This window comes from Pseudomonas putida (assembly GCF_001941965.1).
GTDB lineage: Bacteria > Pseudomonadota > Gammaproteobacteria > Pseudomonadales > Pseudomonadaceae > Aquipseudomonas > Aquipseudomonas putida_L.
In genome coordinates, this window is sequence record NZ_MKZO01000001.1 from 42,001 (window position 1) to 60,473 (window position 18,473).

At 65.7% G+C, this 18,473-nt stretch carries 13 protein-coding genes and 1 pseudogene; 4 read left to right on the forward strand and 10 right to left on the reverse strand.

Annotated elements, in window-relative coordinates; all coding sequences use genetic code 11:
• Positions 1-17: 17 nt before the first annotated feature.
• From PSEMO_RS00195 to ptsP, 3 genes are read right to left on the reverse strand one after another with little or no spacing between them, the layout of a single operon-like run.
• On the reverse strand, positions 18-1,742 hold the full coding sequence (locus PSEMO_RS00195; RefSeq protein ID WP_075801192.1) for a PTS fructose-like transporter subunit IIB: 1,725 nt from the start codon (positions 1,740-1,742) through the stop codon (positions 18-20).
• Positions 1,739-2,695, reverse strand: a complete 957-nt coding sequence (gene pfkB, locus PSEMO_RS00200) for a 1-phosphofructokinase (RefSeq protein ID WP_075801193.1) — start codon at positions 2,693-2,695, stop codon at positions 1,739-1,741. Before pfkB ends, PSEMO_RS00195 begins: the two co-directional genes overlap by 4 nt.
• A gap of 2 nt (positions 2,696-2,697) precedes the next feature.
• On the reverse strand, positions 2,698-5,547 hold the full coding sequence (gene ptsP / locus PSEMO_RS00205) for a phosphoenolpyruvate--protein phosphotransferase (RefSeq protein WP_075801194.1): 2,850 nt from the start codon (positions 5,545-5,547) through the stop codon (positions 2,698-2,700).
• A 291-nt stretch (positions 5,548-5,838) separates the two neighbouring features.
• Here ptsP and cra point away from each other — a divergent pair, with 291 nt between their 5' ends.
• Together cra and PSEMO_RS00215 are read left to right on the forward strand one after the other, a co-directional pair.
• Positions 5,839-6,834, forward strand: a complete 996-nt coding sequence (gene cra, locus PSEMO_RS00210; RefSeq protein ID WP_075801195.1) for a catabolite repressor/activator — start codon at positions 5,839-5,841, stop codon at positions 6,832-6,834.
• Between the two features lies 1 nt (position 6,835).
• Entirely contained in the window at positions 6,836-7,615 is a 780-nt protein-coding gene (locus PSEMO_RS00215) for a TatD family hydrolase (RefSeq protein WP_075801196.1), read from the forward strand.
• Between the two features lie 103 nt (positions 7,616-7,718).
• Here PSEMO_RS00215 and PSEMO_RS34095 read toward each other — a convergent pair whose 3' ends face one another.
• The 5 genes and pseudogenes from PSEMO_RS34095 to PSEMO_RS00235 form a co-directional block, all read right to left on the reverse strand.
• Positions 7,719-8,648, reverse strand: a complete 930-nt coding sequence (locus tag PSEMO_RS34095) for a methyl-accepting chemotaxis protein (protein WP_372239084.1) — start codon at positions 8,646-8,648, stop codon at positions 7,719-7,721.
• A pseudogene (locus PSEMO_RS34100) lies at positions 8,622-9,899 on the reverse strand (hypothetical protein); the annotation flags it as partial. The gene PSEMO_RS34095 and the pseudogene PSEMO_RS34100, both read right to left, overlap by 27 nt.
• Before the next feature lie 95 nt (positions 9,900-9,994).
• Positions 9,995-10,828, reverse strand: a complete 834-nt coding sequence (gene ampE / locus PSEMO_RS00225; protein WP_075801198.1) for a regulatory signaling modulator protein AmpE — start codon at positions 10,826-10,828, stop codon at positions 9,995-9,997.
• Positions 10,829-10,831: 3 nt separating this feature from the next.
• Positions 10,832-11,392 (reverse strand): 1,6-anhydro-N-acetylmuramyl-L-alanine amidase AmpD, encoded by a 561-nt coding sequence (gene ampD, locus PSEMO_RS00230; RefSeq protein WP_075801199.1) that lies wholly within the window; start codon positions 11,390-11,392, stop codon positions 10,832-10,834.
• Between the two features lie 81 nt (positions 11,393-11,473).
• Positions 11,474-13,666: a DUF1631 domain-containing protein gene (locus tag PSEMO_RS00235; RefSeq protein WP_075801200.1), complete on the reverse strand. Its 2,193-nt coding sequence runs from the start codon at positions 13,664-13,666 to the stop codon at positions 11,474-11,476.
• 257 nt (positions 13,667-13,923) lie between these two features.
• Here PSEMO_RS00235 and nadC point away from each other — a divergent pair, with 257 nt between their 5' ends.
• The gene (gene nadC / locus PSEMO_RS00240; protein ID WP_075801201.1) at positions 13,924-14,772 is read left to right on the forward strand and encodes a carboxylating nicotinate-nucleotide diphosphorylase; all 849 of its coding nucleotides are present in this window, start codon (positions 13,924-13,926) and stop codon (positions 14,770-14,772) included.
• Positions 14,773-15,085: 313 nt separating this feature from the next.
• Positions 15,086-16,480, forward strand: a complete 1,395-nt coding sequence (locus PSEMO_RS00245) for an amino acid permease (RefSeq protein ID WP_075801202.1) — start codon at positions 15,086-15,088, stop codon at positions 16,478-16,480.
• A 66-nt stretch (positions 16,481-16,546) separates the two neighbouring features.
• Here PSEMO_RS00245 and trxB read toward each other — a convergent pair whose 3' ends face one another.
• Complete coding sequence (gene trxB / locus PSEMO_RS00250) at positions 16,547-17,509, reverse strand: thioredoxin-disulfide reductase (protein ID WP_075801203.1); 963 nt, start codon at positions 17,507-17,509, stop codon at positions 16,547-16,549.
• A 119-nt stretch (positions 17,510-17,628) separates the two neighbouring features.
• Positions 17,629-18,228 carry a peroxiredoxin gene (locus PSEMO_RS00255; RefSeq protein ID WP_042120946.1) on the reverse strand — a complete coding sequence of 200 codons (600 nt, stop codon included), beginning with the start codon at positions 18,226-18,228 and terminating at the stop codon, positions 17,629-17,631.
• Positions 18,229-18,473: the final 245 nt, after the last annotated feature.

Below are 18,473 nucleotides of genomic sequence, written 5' to 3' on the forward strand. Positions count from 1 at the left end.
GATGAGGCCATCAAGCCTTACCCCTTGACCGGCTGCACCGCCAAGTCCACCACCTCACTCTTCTTGATCAGCGCATACACCACCCCGGTCACCAGGCTCCCCGCCACGATCGCCAGCAGATACAACAAGGCATGGTTGATCGCATTGGGAATCAGCATGACGAACAGCCCGCCATGGGGCGCCATCAGCTTGCAGCCGAAGTACATCGACAACGCCCCGGTCAGCGCGCCGCCGGCGATGCTGGCAGGGATCACCCGCAGCGGATCCTTGGCGGCAAAGGGAATCGCCCCCTCGGAAATAAAGCACAGCCCCAGCACCAGCGCCGCCTTGCCCGCCTCGCGCTCGCTCTGGGCGAACTTGCGCCGGGCGAGGAAGCTGGCAATGCCGAGACCGATCGGCGGCACCATCCCCGCCGCCATGGTCGCCGCCATCGGCGCATAGCTCTGCGAGGCCAGCAGCCCCACGGAAAACGCATAGGCCGCCTTGTTGACCGGCCCGCCCAGGTCGACGCACATCATCGCGCCGAGGACGATGCCCAGCAGGATGGCGTTGGTGGTGCCCATGCTGTCGAGGAACTGGGTCAGCCCGGCCAGCAACCCGGCCACCGGCTTGCCCACCACGTAGATCATCACCAGCCCGGTGAACAGGCTGGCGAACAGCGGTATCAGCAGGATCGGCTTCAAGGCTTCCAGGCTGGTCGGCAACTTCAGCCAGCGGGCGATGGCCCTGGCGCTGTAGCCGGCAAGGAAGCCGGCGATGATCCCGCCGATAAAGCCCGCGCCCAGCGAACTGGCCAGCAGCCCGCCGATCATCCCCGGTGCCAGTCCCGGACGGTCGGCGATGGACCAAGCGATATAGCCTGCCAGCAACGGCACCATCAGCTTGAATGCCGCCTCGCCGCCGATCTGCATCAGCGCAGCCGGCAAGGTGCCCGGCTCCTTGAAGGCCTCGATGCCGAAGACGAACGACAGGGCGATCAGCAGACCGCCCGCCACCACCATCGGCAGCATGAACGACACGCCGGTCAGCAGGTGCTTGTAGACCCCGGCTTTCTCGCTACGGGGCTCGGATTTCTGCGCCTCACCAACAGCTTCTTCGCGGGCCTCGGCGAGGGCTTTGCTCAGGGTCGCCTTCGCCTGCTTGAGCGCGACGCCGGTGCCACAGCGGTAGATGCGCTTGCCGGCGAAACGCTCGGTCGGCACTTCGATATCCGCTGCCAGCAAGACCACGTCGGCCTCGGCAATGGCGGCGGCACTCAGCGGATTGCGTGCACCGACCGAGCCCTGGGTCTCCACGCTCAGTTGCAGGCCCATCTGCTGCGCCGCCTGTTGCAGCGCCTCGGCAGCCATGAAGGTGTGGGCAACGCCAGTCGGGCAAGCGGTGACCGCGACGATCCTGCTGGCGGACGTCGGAGCCGCACTTTCGCTGGCTTGATGAACCGTGGCCTGCTTCAGCGCCTCCCGCAAAAAGTTATCCACATCCCCCAGCGCCTGGGCCGGGGTGCTCTGGAACAGGCGCTTGCCGGCAAAACGATTCAGGTCCAGGGCGGTACTGCTGACCACCAGCACCCAGTCGGCATCGGCAATGGCCGTGGGCGACAGGTGCCGCTCGGGCCGGGCCGGGTCGTGGACTTCCACGCAGGTGCTCCAGCCCAGGCGCTGGGCGGCGGCATCCAGCAGCCGCGCGCTGACCACGCTGGACACCTGGCCATTGGGGCAGGCGGTGATGATCGCGAGTTTCATTGGTCACCCTCTTGTTCTGCGACGGGGGTCTGAATGCGTACGTCCGCTTCGAGGCGCGCCAGTTGCGCGCGATCGTTGATGCCGAAACCGATCTGGCTGACCGCCTGGGCGGCGATGGCCGTGGCGCGGCGCAGGGTCTGCTGCGGCGCTTCACTGGCCAGCAGTCCGTGGAGCATGCCGGCCAGCAGCGAGTCGCCAGCGCCGACGGTGCTGGCGACCACCACTTCGGGCGGTACGCCTTGCAGCACGCCGCTGGCGCTGAACCAGTTGACGCCCTGCTCGCCCTGGGACACCACCACATGGGCGATGCCCTGATCGAGCAAGCGTTGCGCGGCGTCGCGCTGCTGGGCGAAGGTTTCCAGCGACTGGCCCACCGCCTCGCCCAGTTCCTCGGTGTTCGGCTTGATCAACCAGGGCGTGGCGCGCAGGCCGGCATCCAGGGCCGCGCCACTGCTGTCGAAGGCGACCTTCAGGCCCATGCCCTTCAGGCGCAGCAGCAGTTGCTCCAGCCATTGCGGGCTGACACCGCGGGGCAGGCTGCCGGCCACCACCACCGCGTCATGACCCGGCGCGAGCTGGTCGAGCCGCTGCAACAGCGCCTGCTTCGCCGCGTCATCCACCTGCGGACCCGGACCATTGATATCGGTGACCTGCCCGCCCGCCTCGACCAGCTTGATATTGCTGCGGGTCTCGCCGGGCACACGGATAAAGCCGTCGACGAAGCCGCGCTGGCTGATCAGCGCTTCGAACGGACCCAGGTTATCCACCCCGAGAAAACCGCTGACACTCAACTGGTGCCCAAGATCGGCGAGCACCTGGGCCACGTTCAGGCCCTTGCCGGCGGCATGGCTGTGCTGCGCCGAAGCGCGGTTGACCGCGCCGGTACGCAGGGCGTCCAGGCTGACGGTGACGTCCAGCGCCGGGTTGAGGGTCAATGTGAGAATCCTGGCCATCGTTACTTCTCCACCAGTGCCCGCACAGCGGCGGCACTGCCCAGGGTCAGCGCCTCTCGCGCCAGCCTCCGGGCCTGTTCAATACCCAGCGCGCGCACCTGTGCCTTGACTTCGGCAATGCTGCGCGCCGCCACGCTCAATTCATCCACATCCAGGCCGAGCAGCAGCGGTACCGCCTGCGGATCGGCCGCCAGTTCGCCGCACACGCCGACCCACTTGCCATGGGCATGGGCCGCGCGCACGGTCATGTCGATCAGGTTCAGCACCGCCGGGTGCAGGCCATCGGCCTGGGCCGAAAGGCTCGGGTGACCGCGGTCGATGGCCAGGGTGTACTGGGTCAGGTCGTTGGTGCCGACGCTGAAGAAGTCCACTTCCGCCGCCAGCACCGGGGCCAGCAGGGCCGCCGAAGGTACCTCGATCATGATGCCGACCTGCAGGTCGCTGACCGGAATCTCCAGCAGCAGCCGGTCGACCATGCGCCGCGCCTCGCGCCATTCCTCGACCTGGCCGACCATGGGGAACATGATCCGCAGCGGGCGGTTGTCGGCGGCGCGCAGCAGGGCGCGCAACTGGCTCTCCATGACCTGCGGGCGTTGCAGGGTCAGGCGGATGCCGCGCACGCCGAGGAAGGGGTTTTCTTCCTTGGCGATCGGCCAATAGGGCAAGGGTTTGTCGCCACCGACATCGAGGGTGCGTACCACCAGCGGGCGCCCGGCCAGACCGTCGAGGACGCGGCGGTATTCGGCTTCCTGGGTGGCTTCGTCCGGCAGTTGCGGGTGGGCCATGAAGATCAGTTCGGTGCGCAGCAGGCCAACGCCTTCGGCGCCCTGCTCCACCACCGCCTCGATTCCGGCGCTTTCACCGATATTGGCGAACACCTCGATGGCATGGCCGTCGGTGGTGATCGCCGGTTCGTGCCGGCGGGCATGGGCGGCACGCAGGCGCTGTTCGCGCTGTTCGCGTTCGGCCAGGGCCTTTTCCAGCTGGTCGGTGGCCGGATCGGCCACGGCACGGCCACGCTGGCCGTCAAGCAGCAGCGAGGTGCCGGGTTCGATCAGCAACACCGCATCGCCCGCGCCGACCACCGCCGGGATGCCCAGGGCCCGGGCAACGATGGCGCTGTGGGCCGTGGCGCCACCACGGGCGGTCAGGATGCCGGCCACCCGCGCCGGATCGAGGCGGGCGACATCGGAGGGGCCGACTTCGGCCATCACCAGTACATAGGGCTGTTTCGGTTCGGGGGTTTCGCTGATGCCGCACAGTTGCATCAGCACGCGACGGCCCACATCGCGCAGGTCGGCGGCACGCTCGGCCAGCAGCGCGTCCTGCAAGGACTCCTGCTGCCGTGCGGCGATGTCGATCACTGCCAGCCAGGCGGCCGGGGCACTTTCGCCCTGGCGCAGGCGCAGTTCGACCTCATCGCCAAGACCCGGGTCGGCGAGCATTTCCTGGTGGGTGACGAAGATCTCGCGGATGGCGCCGACATCGCTGCGCTGGATCAACTCGTCGATATCGCTGCGTACCTGGATCAGCGCGGCGTCCAGGCACTGACGCTCGTGGGCCGGAGACTCGCCGCGCAGGGGATAGTCGAAGTGCTGCAACAGCTGGACATGGGCGGGACCTGCGGCGATACCCGGAGCGGCAGCCACACCCTGGATGGTCGAACCGGATGCCGGAGCGAGCAGGACACTTTCCATCGGCTCCGCCGGCAGCGGTGCCAACGGTGTCAGTGGCTCGACCTCCTCGCCCAGCCCGCCCTCGACCGCCGCCAGCAAGGCCGGCAGTGCGTCGGCGATGCCCGGTTCGACACTGAATTCCAGCACCTGCCCACGGCGGGCGCCGAGGCCGAGCAGCTTGCTCAGGCTCTTCACCGAGACCGGCGAGCCAACGCCATCGACCAGGCGCACCCGCACTTCGCCGTCGAATGCCTTGGCCAGTTGCGCCAGTACCTTGGCCGGACGCGCGTGCAGGCCGTGGGGGTTGGCCAGGGTGATCCGGGCGCTGGGCCAGTCACCCGGGACTTCGCCACCGAGCAAGGCGAGCACGGCACGGATATCGCTGGCGCGCAGCAATTCCTGGCCGCGACCTTCGATCAGCAGGGTGCACAGGCGATCCAGCAGGGGCGCTTGTGCTTCGCCATGGGCGGCGAGGCAGAACAGGCCGTTGAGTGGCTGGTCATGATGACGCAACGGCTGTTGCGGGGTGACGAAGGCCAGGCCAGGCTGGCGCACGGCCTGGTCGCTGGCGGCCAGCCACAGGCCCTCGCCCAGCGGCAATGGCTCGGCCTGATGCAGATTCGAGGTGAACCCAGCATCCACGCACTCGGCCCGGCGCAGCAGACGGCCGCCCTGCCAGAGCAGGTCGTCGAAATCGTCGGCGGAAACGCCCAGGCCAATGCTGCGCTCATCCAGCACCAGCTCCCGCGACGCCCCTTGCAGCAGTTGCAAGACAGCCTCGGCGCTGTCGGCCCGGCTCAGGGCGACGGAAAGATCACCTTCGCCAAGGGCACGGGTCAGTTGCTGGAGCAGGCGCAGGTGTTCGTCGGAACGGGCGGCGATGGCGATCGCCAGGTGGACGATCTGCCCATCACCCCAATCCACGCCAGCGGGAAACTGCATCAGGCGCACGCCGGTGGCGAACACCTGATCGCGGGTCTGCGGAGTACCGTGGGGAATGGCAATGCCCTGGCCGAGATAGGTCGAGCCCTGTTGCTCACGAGCCTGCAAGCCGGCGAGATAGCCGTCGGCCACGAGGCCGTCCTCGACCAGTCGGGCTGCCAGCAGGTGCAGGGCGGCGGATTTGTCCACAGCCTCTTGACCCATGGCAATCTGCGCCGTGGTGAATTCCAGCATCGTCCTCTCCTTTTGCAACGCCGGGGCGGCGCCGAGGTATTGTTGTGAGTACACAATCATAGGGCCAGTACGACTTAAGACCCCTTGGCAAGCATCAGGTGCGGCAGCAAAATCGCTTGCTGAAACGATTAATCACGAAATGACGAGCACGTTACTCGATAACCTGCGAACAAAGAAGCCCCTTCCTGTCCGACAATTGCGACAATGGTCGCCTGCGCCGCCAGCACAGGATCGGCGACAATGACCGGTCAGGCTTCATCGCCCGCCCCGGCATATAACAAGGAAAATCTGGTGAAACTCAGCGATATCGCCCGTCTGGCCGGGGTCTCCGTGACCACCGCCAGCTACGTCATCAACGGCAAGGCCGAACAGCAACGCATCAGCAATGCGACTGTCGAGCGTGTCCGCGCGGTGGTCGAGGCCCATGGCTTCACGCCCAACCCGCAGGCTGCCGGCCTGCGCAGCCGGCACACCAAGACCCTCGGCTTTATCCTTCCGGATCTGGAAAACCCCAGCTACGCGCGTATCGCCAAGCAGCTGGAGCAGGGTGCGCGGGCGCGGGGCTACCAACTGCTGATCGCCAGCAGCGACGACCAGCCGGACAGCGAACGCCAGTTGCAGCAGCTGTTCCGCGCCCGCCGTTGCGATGCGCTGTTCGTTGCCAGCTGCCTGCCGCCGAGCGATGACAGCTACCGCGAGTTGCAGGCCAAGGGCCTGCCGATCATCGCCCTCGACCGCAGCATGGACCCCAAGGTGTTCTGCTCGGTGGTCAGCGACGACCAACCGGCCAGCCTGGAGCTGACCCGCAGCCTGCTGGAGCTCAAGCCGGCGAATATCGCCCTGATCGGTGCCCGTGCCGAACTGAGCGTCAGCCAGGCCCGCGCCAGCGGGTTCGACCAGGCGTTGCATGCCTTCAATGGCAAGGTCAGCCAGTACCAGGGCGAGTCGTTCAGCCGCGAGTGCGGGCGCGAGCTGATGAGCCAGTTGCTGGCCGAGCAGGGCCGTCTGCCGGACGCCTTGGTGACCACCTCCTACGTCCTGCTGCAAGGCGTGTTCGACGTGCTCTCGACCCGCCCGGCCGATTCCCGCGCCCTGCATTTGGGTACCTTCGGCGATACCCAGTTGCTCGACTTCCTGCCGCTGCCGGTCAACGCCATGGCCCAGCAGCACGGCCTGATCGCCGAGACCGCACTGGAACTGGCCCTCGCTGCCGTGGAGCAGAAGCAGTACCAGCCGGGCATCCATGCCGTGGCGCGGACCTTCAAGCAGCGGATCTTCAAGGGCTGACATGCGCCTGATCGACACCCACACCCACCTCGACTTCCCCGACTTCGACGCCGACCGCCGCGAACTGCTGGCGGCGGCCCGGGCCGGCGGGGTGGAGAAGATGGTGGTGCTGGGGGTGTACGAGGCCAACTGGCAACGGGTGTGGGACCTGGTCAAGGCCGAGCCGTCGCTGTATGCGGCATTCGGGCTGCATCCGGTGTACCTGGATGAGCATCGGTCGGAGCATTTGCTTGCGCTGGGTGACTGGCTTACCCGGTTACGCGGCGATCCGCAGCTGTGCGCCGTGGGCGAGTTCGGGCTGGATTACTACCTGGAAGCGCTGGACCGCGAGCGGCAGCAGGCGTTGTTCGAGGCACAATTGCAGCTGGCGGTGGATTTCGAGTTGCCGGCGTTGCTGCATGTGCGGCGCAGCCATGCGGCGGTGATCGCCACGCTCAAGCGCTTCAAGCTCAAGCGCGGCGGGATCATCCATGCCTTTGCCGGGAGCTATGAAGAGGCGCGGGAGTACATCCGCCTGGGGTTCTGCCTTGGGCTGGGCGGCGCGGCGACCTGGCCGCAGGCGCTGCGGCTGCACAAGGTGCTGCCAAGGTTGCCGCTGGAGTCGGTGGTGCTGGAGACCGATGCGCCGGACATGGCCCCGGCGATGTATCCGGGGGTGAGGAACAGCCCGGTGCACCTGCCGGAGATTGCCGGGGCGCTGGCCGGGATCATGGGGGTCGAGGTTGGGGTGTTGGCTGAGGCCAGTACCCGCAATGCCTGCAGGATTTTTGGCTGGCCTTGATGGCCTCATCGCTGGCAAGCCAGCTCCCACAGGGACCGGGCGCGCCGCTGGACCTGTGGGAGCTGGCTTGCCAGCGATGAGGCCATCAAATTTCACACAAGACTCAGACCCTGAACGCCCCGATCAGCTGCTTCAACTCCATCACCTGGGCACTCAACTGCCGGCTGGCGTCTTCGGTCTGGTGCGCGCCCTGGGTGGTGTGTTCCGCCGCGCGGTTGATCTGCACGATGTTCTGGTCGATGTCATGGGCCACCGCCGTCTGCTGTTCCACCGCCGCGGCAATCTGCTGGTTCTGGTCGACGATGCTGCCGATCGCCCCAAGAATGTTCTCCAGCGCCTGCTGCACCTGCTGCGACTGGTTCACCGTGCCCGAAGCCATCTGGTGACTGCTGTCCATCGCCCGCACCGCCGCGCCAACGCCGTTCTGCAGGCGCGAGATCATCTCGTCGATCTCCCCGGTGGACTGCTGGGTGCGCTTGGCCAGGGTACGCACCTCATCCGCCACCACCGCGAAACCACGCCCCTGCTCCCCCGCCCGCGCCGCTTCGATAGCCGCGTTGAGCGCCAGCAGGTTGGTCTGCTCGGCGATGCTCTTGATCACCTCCAGCACCCGGCTGATGGCCTGGCTGTCGCTGACCAACTGGTTGATCACCGACACCGACTGGTCGATCTCCCGGGCCAGCCCGGCAATGCTGCCCTGCTGCGACTCCACCAGGCCGCGACCGGTCACGGTTTCCTGGTTGACGCTGTGGGCACTGCTCACCGCCGCCGCCGCGCTGCGCGCCACTTCCTGGGCCGTGGCAGACATCTGGTTCATCGCCGTGGCCACCTGCTCGATCTGCCCGCGCTGGCCGCTGACCGCCTGGTTACTGCGTGACGATACCTGGTGCACCTGCTCGGCCTGGCGCTCCACCTCGCTGACGGTGTGCCCGACCTTCTCGATCAGGTCGTGGATGCGCTTCACCGTGCCGTTGAACATCTGCCCCAGCTCGCCCAGTTCATCGCGGCTCTGCACCTCGTAGCTGACGGTCATGTCCCCCGCCGCCACCTTGTCCATCACCGCGCCGAGGCTGTTCAGCGTATTGCGGGTCGAAGCGTAGAAGCCGCTGTAGAGGTAGACCACCAGCAAGAACACGCTGGCCAGGGCCACCACCAGCAGGATCATATGGCTGCGGTAATCCCCGAGCCGCCCCTGCAATTGCTGGTCGAGGAAGCCGACGGTGGCGTCGTTCAGCTCATAGGTGCGGGCCATCAGGTCGCTGGTGCGCTGGTAGAACTCCGCCCAGGGTGCATCGAGGGTCTCGGCCACCACCACCTGGCTTTCAAACAGCTCCGAGGCCTGTTTCAGTGACGCCTGACTGGCGGCGGCGGCCGTACCGAGACGGGCTTCGGCCTGACGATCGGCGGACAGCGCCTCCTGGATTTTCATGGCGTAGTCGGCGGAGAGCTTCTCCAACTGCATCAGCAGGTCTTCGAAACGGGTGCTGGCGGTGGAGTTGATAAAGCCCTGGGCCAGGGAATAGGAGCCCATGGCGCGGCCTTCGCCGAGGGTCTGGGTAACTTGCGGGGTGACGGTGACCAGCAGCTCGGTGAGCTGGCGCATGGCGCCGTCGACATCCTGGCTCAGCCCGGACTGGCTGGCGACCAGCCGGGGCAGGTTCTGCGCCGGGGTCTGCAACTTGTCGAACAGCGCGACCTGGGCCGGCAGGGAGGATTCGTCGAGGGCGCTGCGCAGGGCATCGAGCAGCTCGTCGCGCTTGTCGGCGAAGGCCTTGGCCAGGGCTTCGTCGCTGTGCACCGGCTGCAGCGCACTGAGCTTGCCTTGCGCCTGCTGGCCGAGGCTGGCGATGCGCGCCTCGATATCCTCGGCCTTGCCGGACTGGCCGACCACGGCATTGATCTGCACCAGGTTGCCGAGGGTCTCCAGGTCGCCGCGCACGGCCAGGGTGCCGCGCAGCAGGTCGAGGCTCTGCAGCTCGTCGCGGGTGGCATTGAACTTGGCGTAGGAATCACGCACCAGATAGAAGTTGGTGACCAGCATGGGCAGGAAGAACAGGACGCTGATCAGGCTGAACTTCATGCCGAAGCTCAGGCGATTCATCAGGGCAATAGCCGGACGCAACAGGCTCTTCACTGATCGTCTCCTTCGATTTCTTATTGTTTTCGGCGCAATGGCAGTTAGCCATTGGCGGCGCTCCTGCACTTGTATAGCGCATATCGAAGGGAGGCTTTGTAACTTAAGGTAAATGACTAGTGAGTCATCTAGTGGCCTCTCGGGCCTCATCGCTGGCAAGCCAGCTCCCACAGGGTCCGAGTCGCTACAGAACCCTGTGGGAGCTGGCTTGCCAGCGATAGGGCCCGCAAATTCACCGAAAAATATCAGCCAAGCACGGTCCACAGGGCAAAGAACGCATACCAAAGCACCGCCGACCTCAGCAGCAGTTCCCAGATCTTGTCCAGCCCCGCCAGCCCTTCCTCGCCCGCAGGCACCGTGGCCGGCAATTCCGCTGCCGCATGCCCGGCAATGCTGATCAGCCGCGACGCAGCGATATGCCAGTTGAGCAGCTCATGCAGCATCACCCGGCTCACCGCCACGAAATTGCCCACCAGGGCGAAGCTCGCCGCCAGCACCCGCACCGGCGCCCAGTCGAAGGCATGGCGCAACTGCCGCGCGCGTTCCTGCACCGCTGGCGTGCCGGCATGCTCGGCCGTCAACGCCAGCAGGCGATAAGCCAGGGCCGCCGCCGGCCCCAGCAGCACATACCAGAAGATCACCGCGAAAAAGCTCTGGCAGGCATCCCACAACAGGTGCCCCTGGACCTTGTGCAGCAGGCTCTGCTCGTCGTCGGCGATCACCTTCAGGTCACGCTCGGCCACATGCACCGCCGCCTGCTCGTCCCCGCGTCGCCAGGCATCGCGGAACGGCCCGAGGGACGCCTTCACATCCCCGCGCCCCAGGCTGTAGATCAGCACCAGCAGATGCACCGGCAAGGCCAGCAGCCCATAGGCCACGGGATCCAGCACATGCAGGAGCAACGCCACCAGCGCCACCGGGCACAGCACCACGATCGCCAGCACCCACCACGGCCGGACCTTGCCGTTACGCTCAAGCCGCGCCAGCTCGGCCAGGAAGAAACCATCACGCTGCAGGCGCGCACGCAGGGCCGAGAATTTCTCGATCCACAGCACCAGCAACAACACCAGGAAAGTCATCGATCAGTTCTCCTTGTCCACAAGGTGGGTCCGGTAGCGCGCCCAGTCGAAGGCCGGGCCCGGGTCGGTCTTGCGCCCGGGCGCGATATCGCTGTGGCCGCAGATCCGCTCGCCGTCGAGGGCCGGCCAGGCCGCGCGCAGTTGCCGGGTCAGGCCATCCAGTGCCTGGTATTGGGCATCGCTGTAGGGCAGGTCGTCCGTGCCTTCCAGTTCGATACCGATGGAAAAGTCGTTGCAACCTTCACGCTCGCCAAAACGCGACACCCCGGCATGCCAGGCACGGTCAAGGCAGGAGACGAACTGGGTGACGCCACCGTCGCGCTCGATCAGGAAGTGTGCCGAAACGCGCAGGTCCTTGATGGTTTCGAAGAAGGGGTGTTCGGCCGGGTCGAGGCGGTTCTGGAAAAATGCCTGAACCTTGCCCGTGGCGAACTGCGCAGGCGGCAGGCTGATGTTGTGGATCACCAGCAGGGCGATGCACTCGCCCTCGGGGCGCGCATTGAAGTTGGGGGAAGGGCAATGGGTAACGCCAGCGAACCAGCCTGTGGTGCGATCCAGCAGCATAAGAAGTCCGTAAACACGAGGGGCAACCACCGCAGTATGCCCCGAGCCGCCCCGCTCTGTATCGTTAAAAAGTGTGAGGGTTCAGTGACGATTGCCCTGCAACCGGCCGACCACCGACTCGAGGGCGCGGTCGAACAGCAGGCTGTCGTCGAGCAGGTTCACCTCGCCCCGTTGCAGCGCCGCTGCCAGGCCCATCTCGGTCCATTCGCGGACCTTCATGCCGCTGCGATTGACGAAGACATAGCGGTCGCTGTCGTCGAACAGGGCGATCAGCTTGCAGCGCAGGGTCTCGTCATCCTCGTGCAGTTCGATCCAGGCGCCCGGTTGCAGGCGGCGCACGTCGAGCAGTTCGGGATCGTCTTCGGACAGCAGCCGTTCGCCGTCCTGCAATGGCCAGTCTTCCGGCCCCTGGAGGATGATTTCATCGCGCACCAGTACCCTCTCGGTGCCAGGCTGAGCCTCGCCCTGCCCGCCCGCCGGGTCGAAGGCACCGAGGTGCAGCAGTTCAAGGGAGGCAAAGAATTCACTGGTGGCGAACGGATCGAACACCGCACCGCCCAGGCCATCGCGCAAGGCCTTGAGCAGGCCTGGTACCCGCGCCAGCAGCAACTGGCGATCTTCCGGCTGTTCCAGCGGCCCGACGCTCCACAGCAGTTCGTCCATGGTCAGCAGGGCAGCGCGCCACTGCACCGAGTCCTCGCCATGCTTGAGCCAGGCCAGCAACAGCACCTGGCTCCAGGCATCCTCCAGGACCCGCACCACGATGCGCGGCAACTGCTTGCCTTGCAGACGGCAATTGAGTTCGTGCTGCACCCGCCCGCGCCCCTGTTCGGTGCGGGCGCGGCCCTCTTCGGCATCGCGGGTGCGCTGTTCCAGCAGCTCGGTGCGGCGGCGCTCGTCATTGTTGAAGGCGAGGAAATCAGCGAGCAGCTCGCCGAAGATCGCCGGGTCGTCGCTGAAATCGTCGAGCAGGCGCTGCACCAGACGGTCCACGTGCTGGTAGAGGCTGTCGCGCTGGTGGTCGTCGCGCTTGTCCCAGCCCATGGCCGCCGCCGCCACTTCATTGAGCAGGCGCCGGGCCGGGTGGGTGGCGCGGCTGAAGAAGCGCTTGTCGAGCAGGGCCACCTTGAGCATCGGGATCTGCAGGCGGCCGATCAGCACCCGCAGGGAATGCGGCAGGTTGCGGTCGTCGAGGATGAAATCGAAGAGCATGGTGATCAGGTTGATCACGTCCTCGTCGCCCGCATCGATACGCCGGCCATTGCCGCTCTGCACGCTGAGGCGGGTCAGCAACTGTTCGAGGTGGTGGCGCAGGTCGAAGTCTTCGTGCTCAAGCTCCACCGGCACGTACTGTTGCAGGTGGGTCAGCAGGCGCAGCAGATCGCGGCTGCTGATCGGGCGGATCGGGCCACCGCCCAGGCGCGGGGCCAGGCGTCCGCGCACCGGACGCAACAGCGATTGCAGGGAAGAGAACACCGCCTGGGTGTTGGCGTCGATCTCCTCGGCGTCCAGGCTGTCGTCCGTTTCGTTGGCCGGCGCGCGGGTTTCCAGCACGGCACGGTCCTGCGCCCGGCGCCGTGGCGGGGCCTTGAGCTCGGGGAGCACACCGCTGTCGACCAGCGACTGGTTGGCCTCGCTGTACAGATGGTCGGCTTCGCGCAACACATAGCGCTCAAACAGCTTGAGCAACACCAGCTTGACCTTGATGCCCACGCCCAGGCTGCGGCCGGCGCAAAGGAAGTACTCGCAGAGCAGGGTCGGGCCCAGGGGGTTGTTACGGTCGTCGAGGGTCTGTTGCAACAGGCTGTTGAGACGCTGGGTCAACTGGCCGAGGGCGAAGCCGTCACGGCTCAGGACCCGGGCGACCATGCCATCCACCGCCACGGTGCGCTCCAGCTCGTCGCTGGCCACCAGGCTCAGGCTGTCATGGGACGCCGTCCGCGCCGGCAGGGCGGCCAGCGGATCACCGTGGCCGACTTCCATGAAGGCGGCGTAGAAACAGTCGAGAAAGCCCCGCTCGATGCTCTTGCGCTTGTGCCGCAGGTCACGCATGGCTTCGAACAGCAGGTTGCGCTCCTTGGCACCAGCGGCCTTGTCGGCCATTTCGAACAGCGTGTCGTCGGCATTGTCGAACAGCACCTGCAGCCACAGGCGCAGTTGCAGCGCGGCCTTGTCGCGCACCTGCAGCAGGGCGACCGGCAGACGAGCGAGGGACGCCGGCGCCGCCTGGCTGGCGACGCTGCGAAAGGGCAGCACCTTCCCGTCTTTTTGCATCCCGGTCTCCTTGCAGGGGGCTATTTCGAAATCGTCAAAAGCATGACGTCAAATAGTGGTCGCGCATTATCTTGAAATTATTTCCCGATTGCCAGAGGGGTCATGCGCACAGCTCCAGCACGGGGTAGACCGTGATTCCGGGTAAAACGCTCAACTTTCCCGACCAAAGGCTCGTCGTAGACGCATCGCCCACCGGCTGCTGCGCGCACGCCCCGGCCTGCCCTATAATCCCGGCCACTTTGCTTGTGGAGCTCGTCATGCCGAACCTACGCCTCGCCGATCTGACCGCCGAAATCGAAGCCAACGTGCGCCGTGCGTTGCTGGAAGATGTCGGCAGCGGCGATATCACCGCCCAACTGATCCCTGCCGAACGCCTGGCCAAGGCCACCATCATTACCCGCGAGGATTGCGTGATCGCCGGGACGGCCTGGGTCGACGCAGTGTTCCGCCAGCTCGATCCGCGGGTGGCGGTGCACTGGCAGGTGCAGGACGGCCAGCGTGCCGTGGCCAACCAGGCGCTGTTCCATCTGGAAGGCCCGGCCCGTTCGCTGCTGACTGGCGAGCGCAGTGCGCTGAACTTCCTGCAGATGCTGTCCGGCGTGGCGACTCACGCCCAGGCCCTGGCCGACAAGGTCGCCGACACCCAGGTGCGCTTGCTCGACACGCGCAAGACCCTGCCCGGCCTGCGTCTGGCGCAGAAGTACGCGGTCACCTGTGGCGGTTGCCATAACCACCGCATCGGGCTGTTCGATGCCTTCCTGATCAAGGAAAACCATATCGCCGCCTGCGGCGGGATTGCCGAGGCCATCGCGGCTGCGCGGCGCATCGCCCCGGGCAAGCCGGTGGAAGTCGAGGTGGAGAGCCTGGAAGAGCTGCAACAGGCCCTGAACGGCGGCGCCGACATCATCATGCTCGACGAACTGAGCCTGGATGAAATGCGCGAAGCGGTGCGTATCACCGCCGGCCGCGCCAAGCTGGAAGCCAGCGGCGGGATCAACGACAGCACCCTGCGGGTGATTGCCGAGACCGGGGTGGACTACATCTCGATCGGGGCGATGACCAAGGATGTGAAGGCCGTGGACCTGTCGATGCGCCTGAGCATCTGACACTCTCTCCAGACCGCCACAAGTCCCTGTGGGAGCTGGCTTGCCAGCGATAGGGCCCGACCTGACAACATCATTGCTCAGGCTGGCCTCATCGCTGGCAAGCCAGCTCCCACAGGGTTTTCTGCACGCCTGTTCCATGTCGCAATCGGAAAGCCCCAAGCCGCAACCGGGTCAATTTGCCCGCCCCGCCTCGCGGTAAGGTAGCTCCGCCGGACCGCCTGACCCGGCGCATAACGACACGCGTAGAGGCACGTCCCTTGAGCGTCGCTGCTTTGTCTCTGCCCCGTTAACTCCCTTCCAACAAGAGCAGAGTATGTCGAGCCCGAATGCCTCCCACGGTGGACAACTGTCCGCCGGTTTCAAGCCGCGCCACGTCACCATGCTGTCCATCGCCGGGATCATCGGCGCCGGACTCTTCGTCGGTTCCGGCCACGCCATCGCCGCCGCCGGCCCCGCCGTGATCCTCGCCTACCTGGCTGCCGGCACCCTGGTGGTGCTGGTCATGCGCATGCTCGGCGAAATGGCCGTGGCCAATCCCGACACCGGCTCCTTCTCCACCTACGCCGAGAAAGCCATCGGCGGCTGGGCCGGCTTTACCATCGGCTGGCTGTACTGGTGGTTCTGGGTGTTGGTGGTGCCGATCGAAGCGCTGGCCGCCGGTTACATCCTCAACCAGTGGTTCCCCGGCATCGACAGCTGGATCTACGCCCTGGCCTCGGTGGTGCTGCTGAGCATCACCAACCTGTTCGGCGTGGCCAAGTACGGCGAGTTCGAGTTCTGGTTCGCCCTGCTCAAGGTCACCGCCATCGTCCTGTTCATCGGCTTCGGCGCCGCTGCCCTGACCGGCTGGGTACCCAACCACGAAGGCGCCGGGCTGTTCAACGTGATGAAGGAGCACGGCGGCTTCGCCCCCAACGGCATGACTGCCGTGGTCGGTGCCTTCATCACCATCATGTTCAGCTTCATCGGTACCGAGTCGGTGACCATCGCCGCCGCCGAATCCGGCGAGCCGTCACGCAATATCGCCAAGGCCACCCGCTCGGTGATCTGGCGCATCGGGGTGTTCTACCTGCTGTCGATCATGGTGGTGATTTCCGTGGTGCCCTGGAGCGATCCGCAACTGGCCACGGTCGGGTCCTACCAGCGCGCCCTGGAACTGCTCGACGTGCCCCACGCCAAGCTGATCGTCGACCTGGTGGTGCTGGTGGCGGTGACCAGTTGCATGAACTCGTCGATCTATATCGCCTCGCGCATGCTCTACTCTCTGGCCCGGCGCAACGATGCACCAGCTGCTGCCGCACGCACCTCTCGCAACGGCGTACCGCGCACGGCGGTACTGGTCACAGCGGCAGTCGGCGCCTTCATCGCCGCGCTGAACCACTTCGCCCCGGCCAGCCTGTTCGACTTCCTGCTGTCCAGCTCCGGCGCCATCGCCCTGCTGGTGTACCTGGCGATCGCCATCTCGCAACTGCGCATGCGCCGCCTGCATGGCGATGCACTGGTGCTGAAGATGTGGCTGTTCCCCTGGCTGACCTACGGCGTGATCCTGTTCATCTCGGCGGCGCTGGCAGTGCTAGTGGTGACCCCGGAGCATCGCGCCGAGGCGACCAGCACCCTGGCGTTGGCGATGGCGGTATCGCTGATAGGCATCGTGGTCTGCCGCAAGCGCGGCAAGGAGACGGCGGCGGGGCTTGAGCGGGTGTACTGAAGACCTGCGCAGAAATGAAAAAGCCGCGAAGGGCCCGGAGGCCCTTCGCGGCTTTTTTGCGTCAGGTCAGAACGAAGCGTTCTGCAGGCCGTCGAGGTAGCGCTCGACGTCCAGTGCGGCCATGCAGCCGGCACCGGCCGAGGTGATCGCCTGGCGGTAGACGTGGTCAGCCACGTCGCCAGCGGCGAACACGCCTTCGATGTTGGTGGCGGTGGCGTTGCCTTCACGGCCGCCGGCCACAACCATGTAGCCGTCCTTCAGCTCCAGCTGGCCTTCGAACAGCGAGGTGTTCGGGGTGTGGCCAATGGCGATGAACACGCCGTCGACCTTGATCTCGTCGAAGCTGCCGTCGTTGTTCTTCAGGCGCGCACCGGTGACACCCATGTTGTCGCCCAGGACTTCGTCCAGGGTGGCGTTGAGTTTCAGCTCGATCTTGCCTTCGGCAACCCGGGCGTGCAGCTTGTCGATCAGGATCTTCTCGGCGCGGAAGGTTTCGCGACGGTGGATCAGGGTCACCTTGCTGGCGATGTTAGCCAGGTACAGGGCTTCCTCGACAGCGGTGTTGCCACCACCGACCACGGCGACCGGCTTGTTGCGATAGAAGAAACCGTCGCAGGTAGCGCAGGCGGAAACGCCCTTGCCCATGAAGGTTTCTTCCGACGGCAGGCCCAGGTAGCGGGCGCTGGCACCGGTGGCGATGATCAGTGCGTCGCAGGTGTAGGTACCGTTGTCGCCCTTGAGAGTGAACGGCTTCTGCTGCAGGGCCACTTCATTGATGTGGTCGAAGACGATTTCGGTTTCGAAACGCTCGGCGTGCTCCTGCATGCGCTGCATCAGCGCCGGGCCGGTCAGGCCATGGGGGTCGCCCGGCCAGTTGTCGACTTCGGTGGTGGTGGTCAGCTGGCCGCCCGCCTGCATGCCGGTGATCAGCAGTGGCTTGAGGTTGGCACGGGCCGCATAGACGGCAGCGCTGTAACCGGCAGGGCCGGAGCCCAGGATGATGACGCGGGAATGACGTACTTCGGACATGACACGCTCCTGTCGGGCTGGCGCTGAATGATTGCCAGCCCCGAAGAATAAAAAAGAACCTGCCGAGCCTTGGGGAAGACCTATCGCGACAGGTTCTGAAAACCGTTGCGGCGCAGGCCTTACAGGCTCTTGGCGTTTTCCGCCAGGTAATCGGCGACACCCTGGGCGTCAGCCTTCATGCCTTTCTGGCCCGGACGCCAGCCGGCGGGGCAGACTTCGCCATGTTGCTCGGTAAATTGCAAGGCTTCGACCAGACGGATCATTTCGTCCACTTCGCGACCGAGCGGCAGGTTGTTCACCACCTGGTGCTGCACCACGCCTTGCTGGTCGATCAGGAACGAAGCACGCAGGGCCACGCCATCATCGTGCTCGACGCCGTAGGCGCGGGTGATCTCGTGCTTGACGTCGGCGACCATGGTGAATTCCACCGCGCCGATGCCACCCTTCTCCACCGGCGTGCTGCGCCAGGCGTGGTGGGTGAACTGCGAGTCGATGGAGACGCCGACCACTTCCACACCCAGCTCGCGGAAGCGCGACATGCGGTTGTTGTGGGCGATGATTTCCGACGGGCAGACAAAGGTGAAGTCCAGCGGCCAGAAGAACAGCACGACGTATTTGCCGCGCAGGGACGAGAGCTTGAAGCTGTCGACGATCGAACCGTCGCCCAGTACCGCTGCAGCGTCGAAATCAGGGGCTTGCTTGTTGACCAGAATGCTCATGGGAACTCCTTGAGAACCGTGGATTCGAAGGCGTTGAAAAAGAATGTGCGCACTGTAGCGAGAGCCCGAAGATTAAGGAAATATCCTTAAACAATCCACCTTATAGACTGGCTCTATACAGGCTCTGAAGGTCCCGGTCTTTGCCTATGACCTATCCTCCAGAGGATTTGTTACACCCCGTTTCGCCGCCCCTGCGCGGCTTTCGTCGCGCCGACAAACTCGGTAAGGTCGGCGCGTTTTCCCTC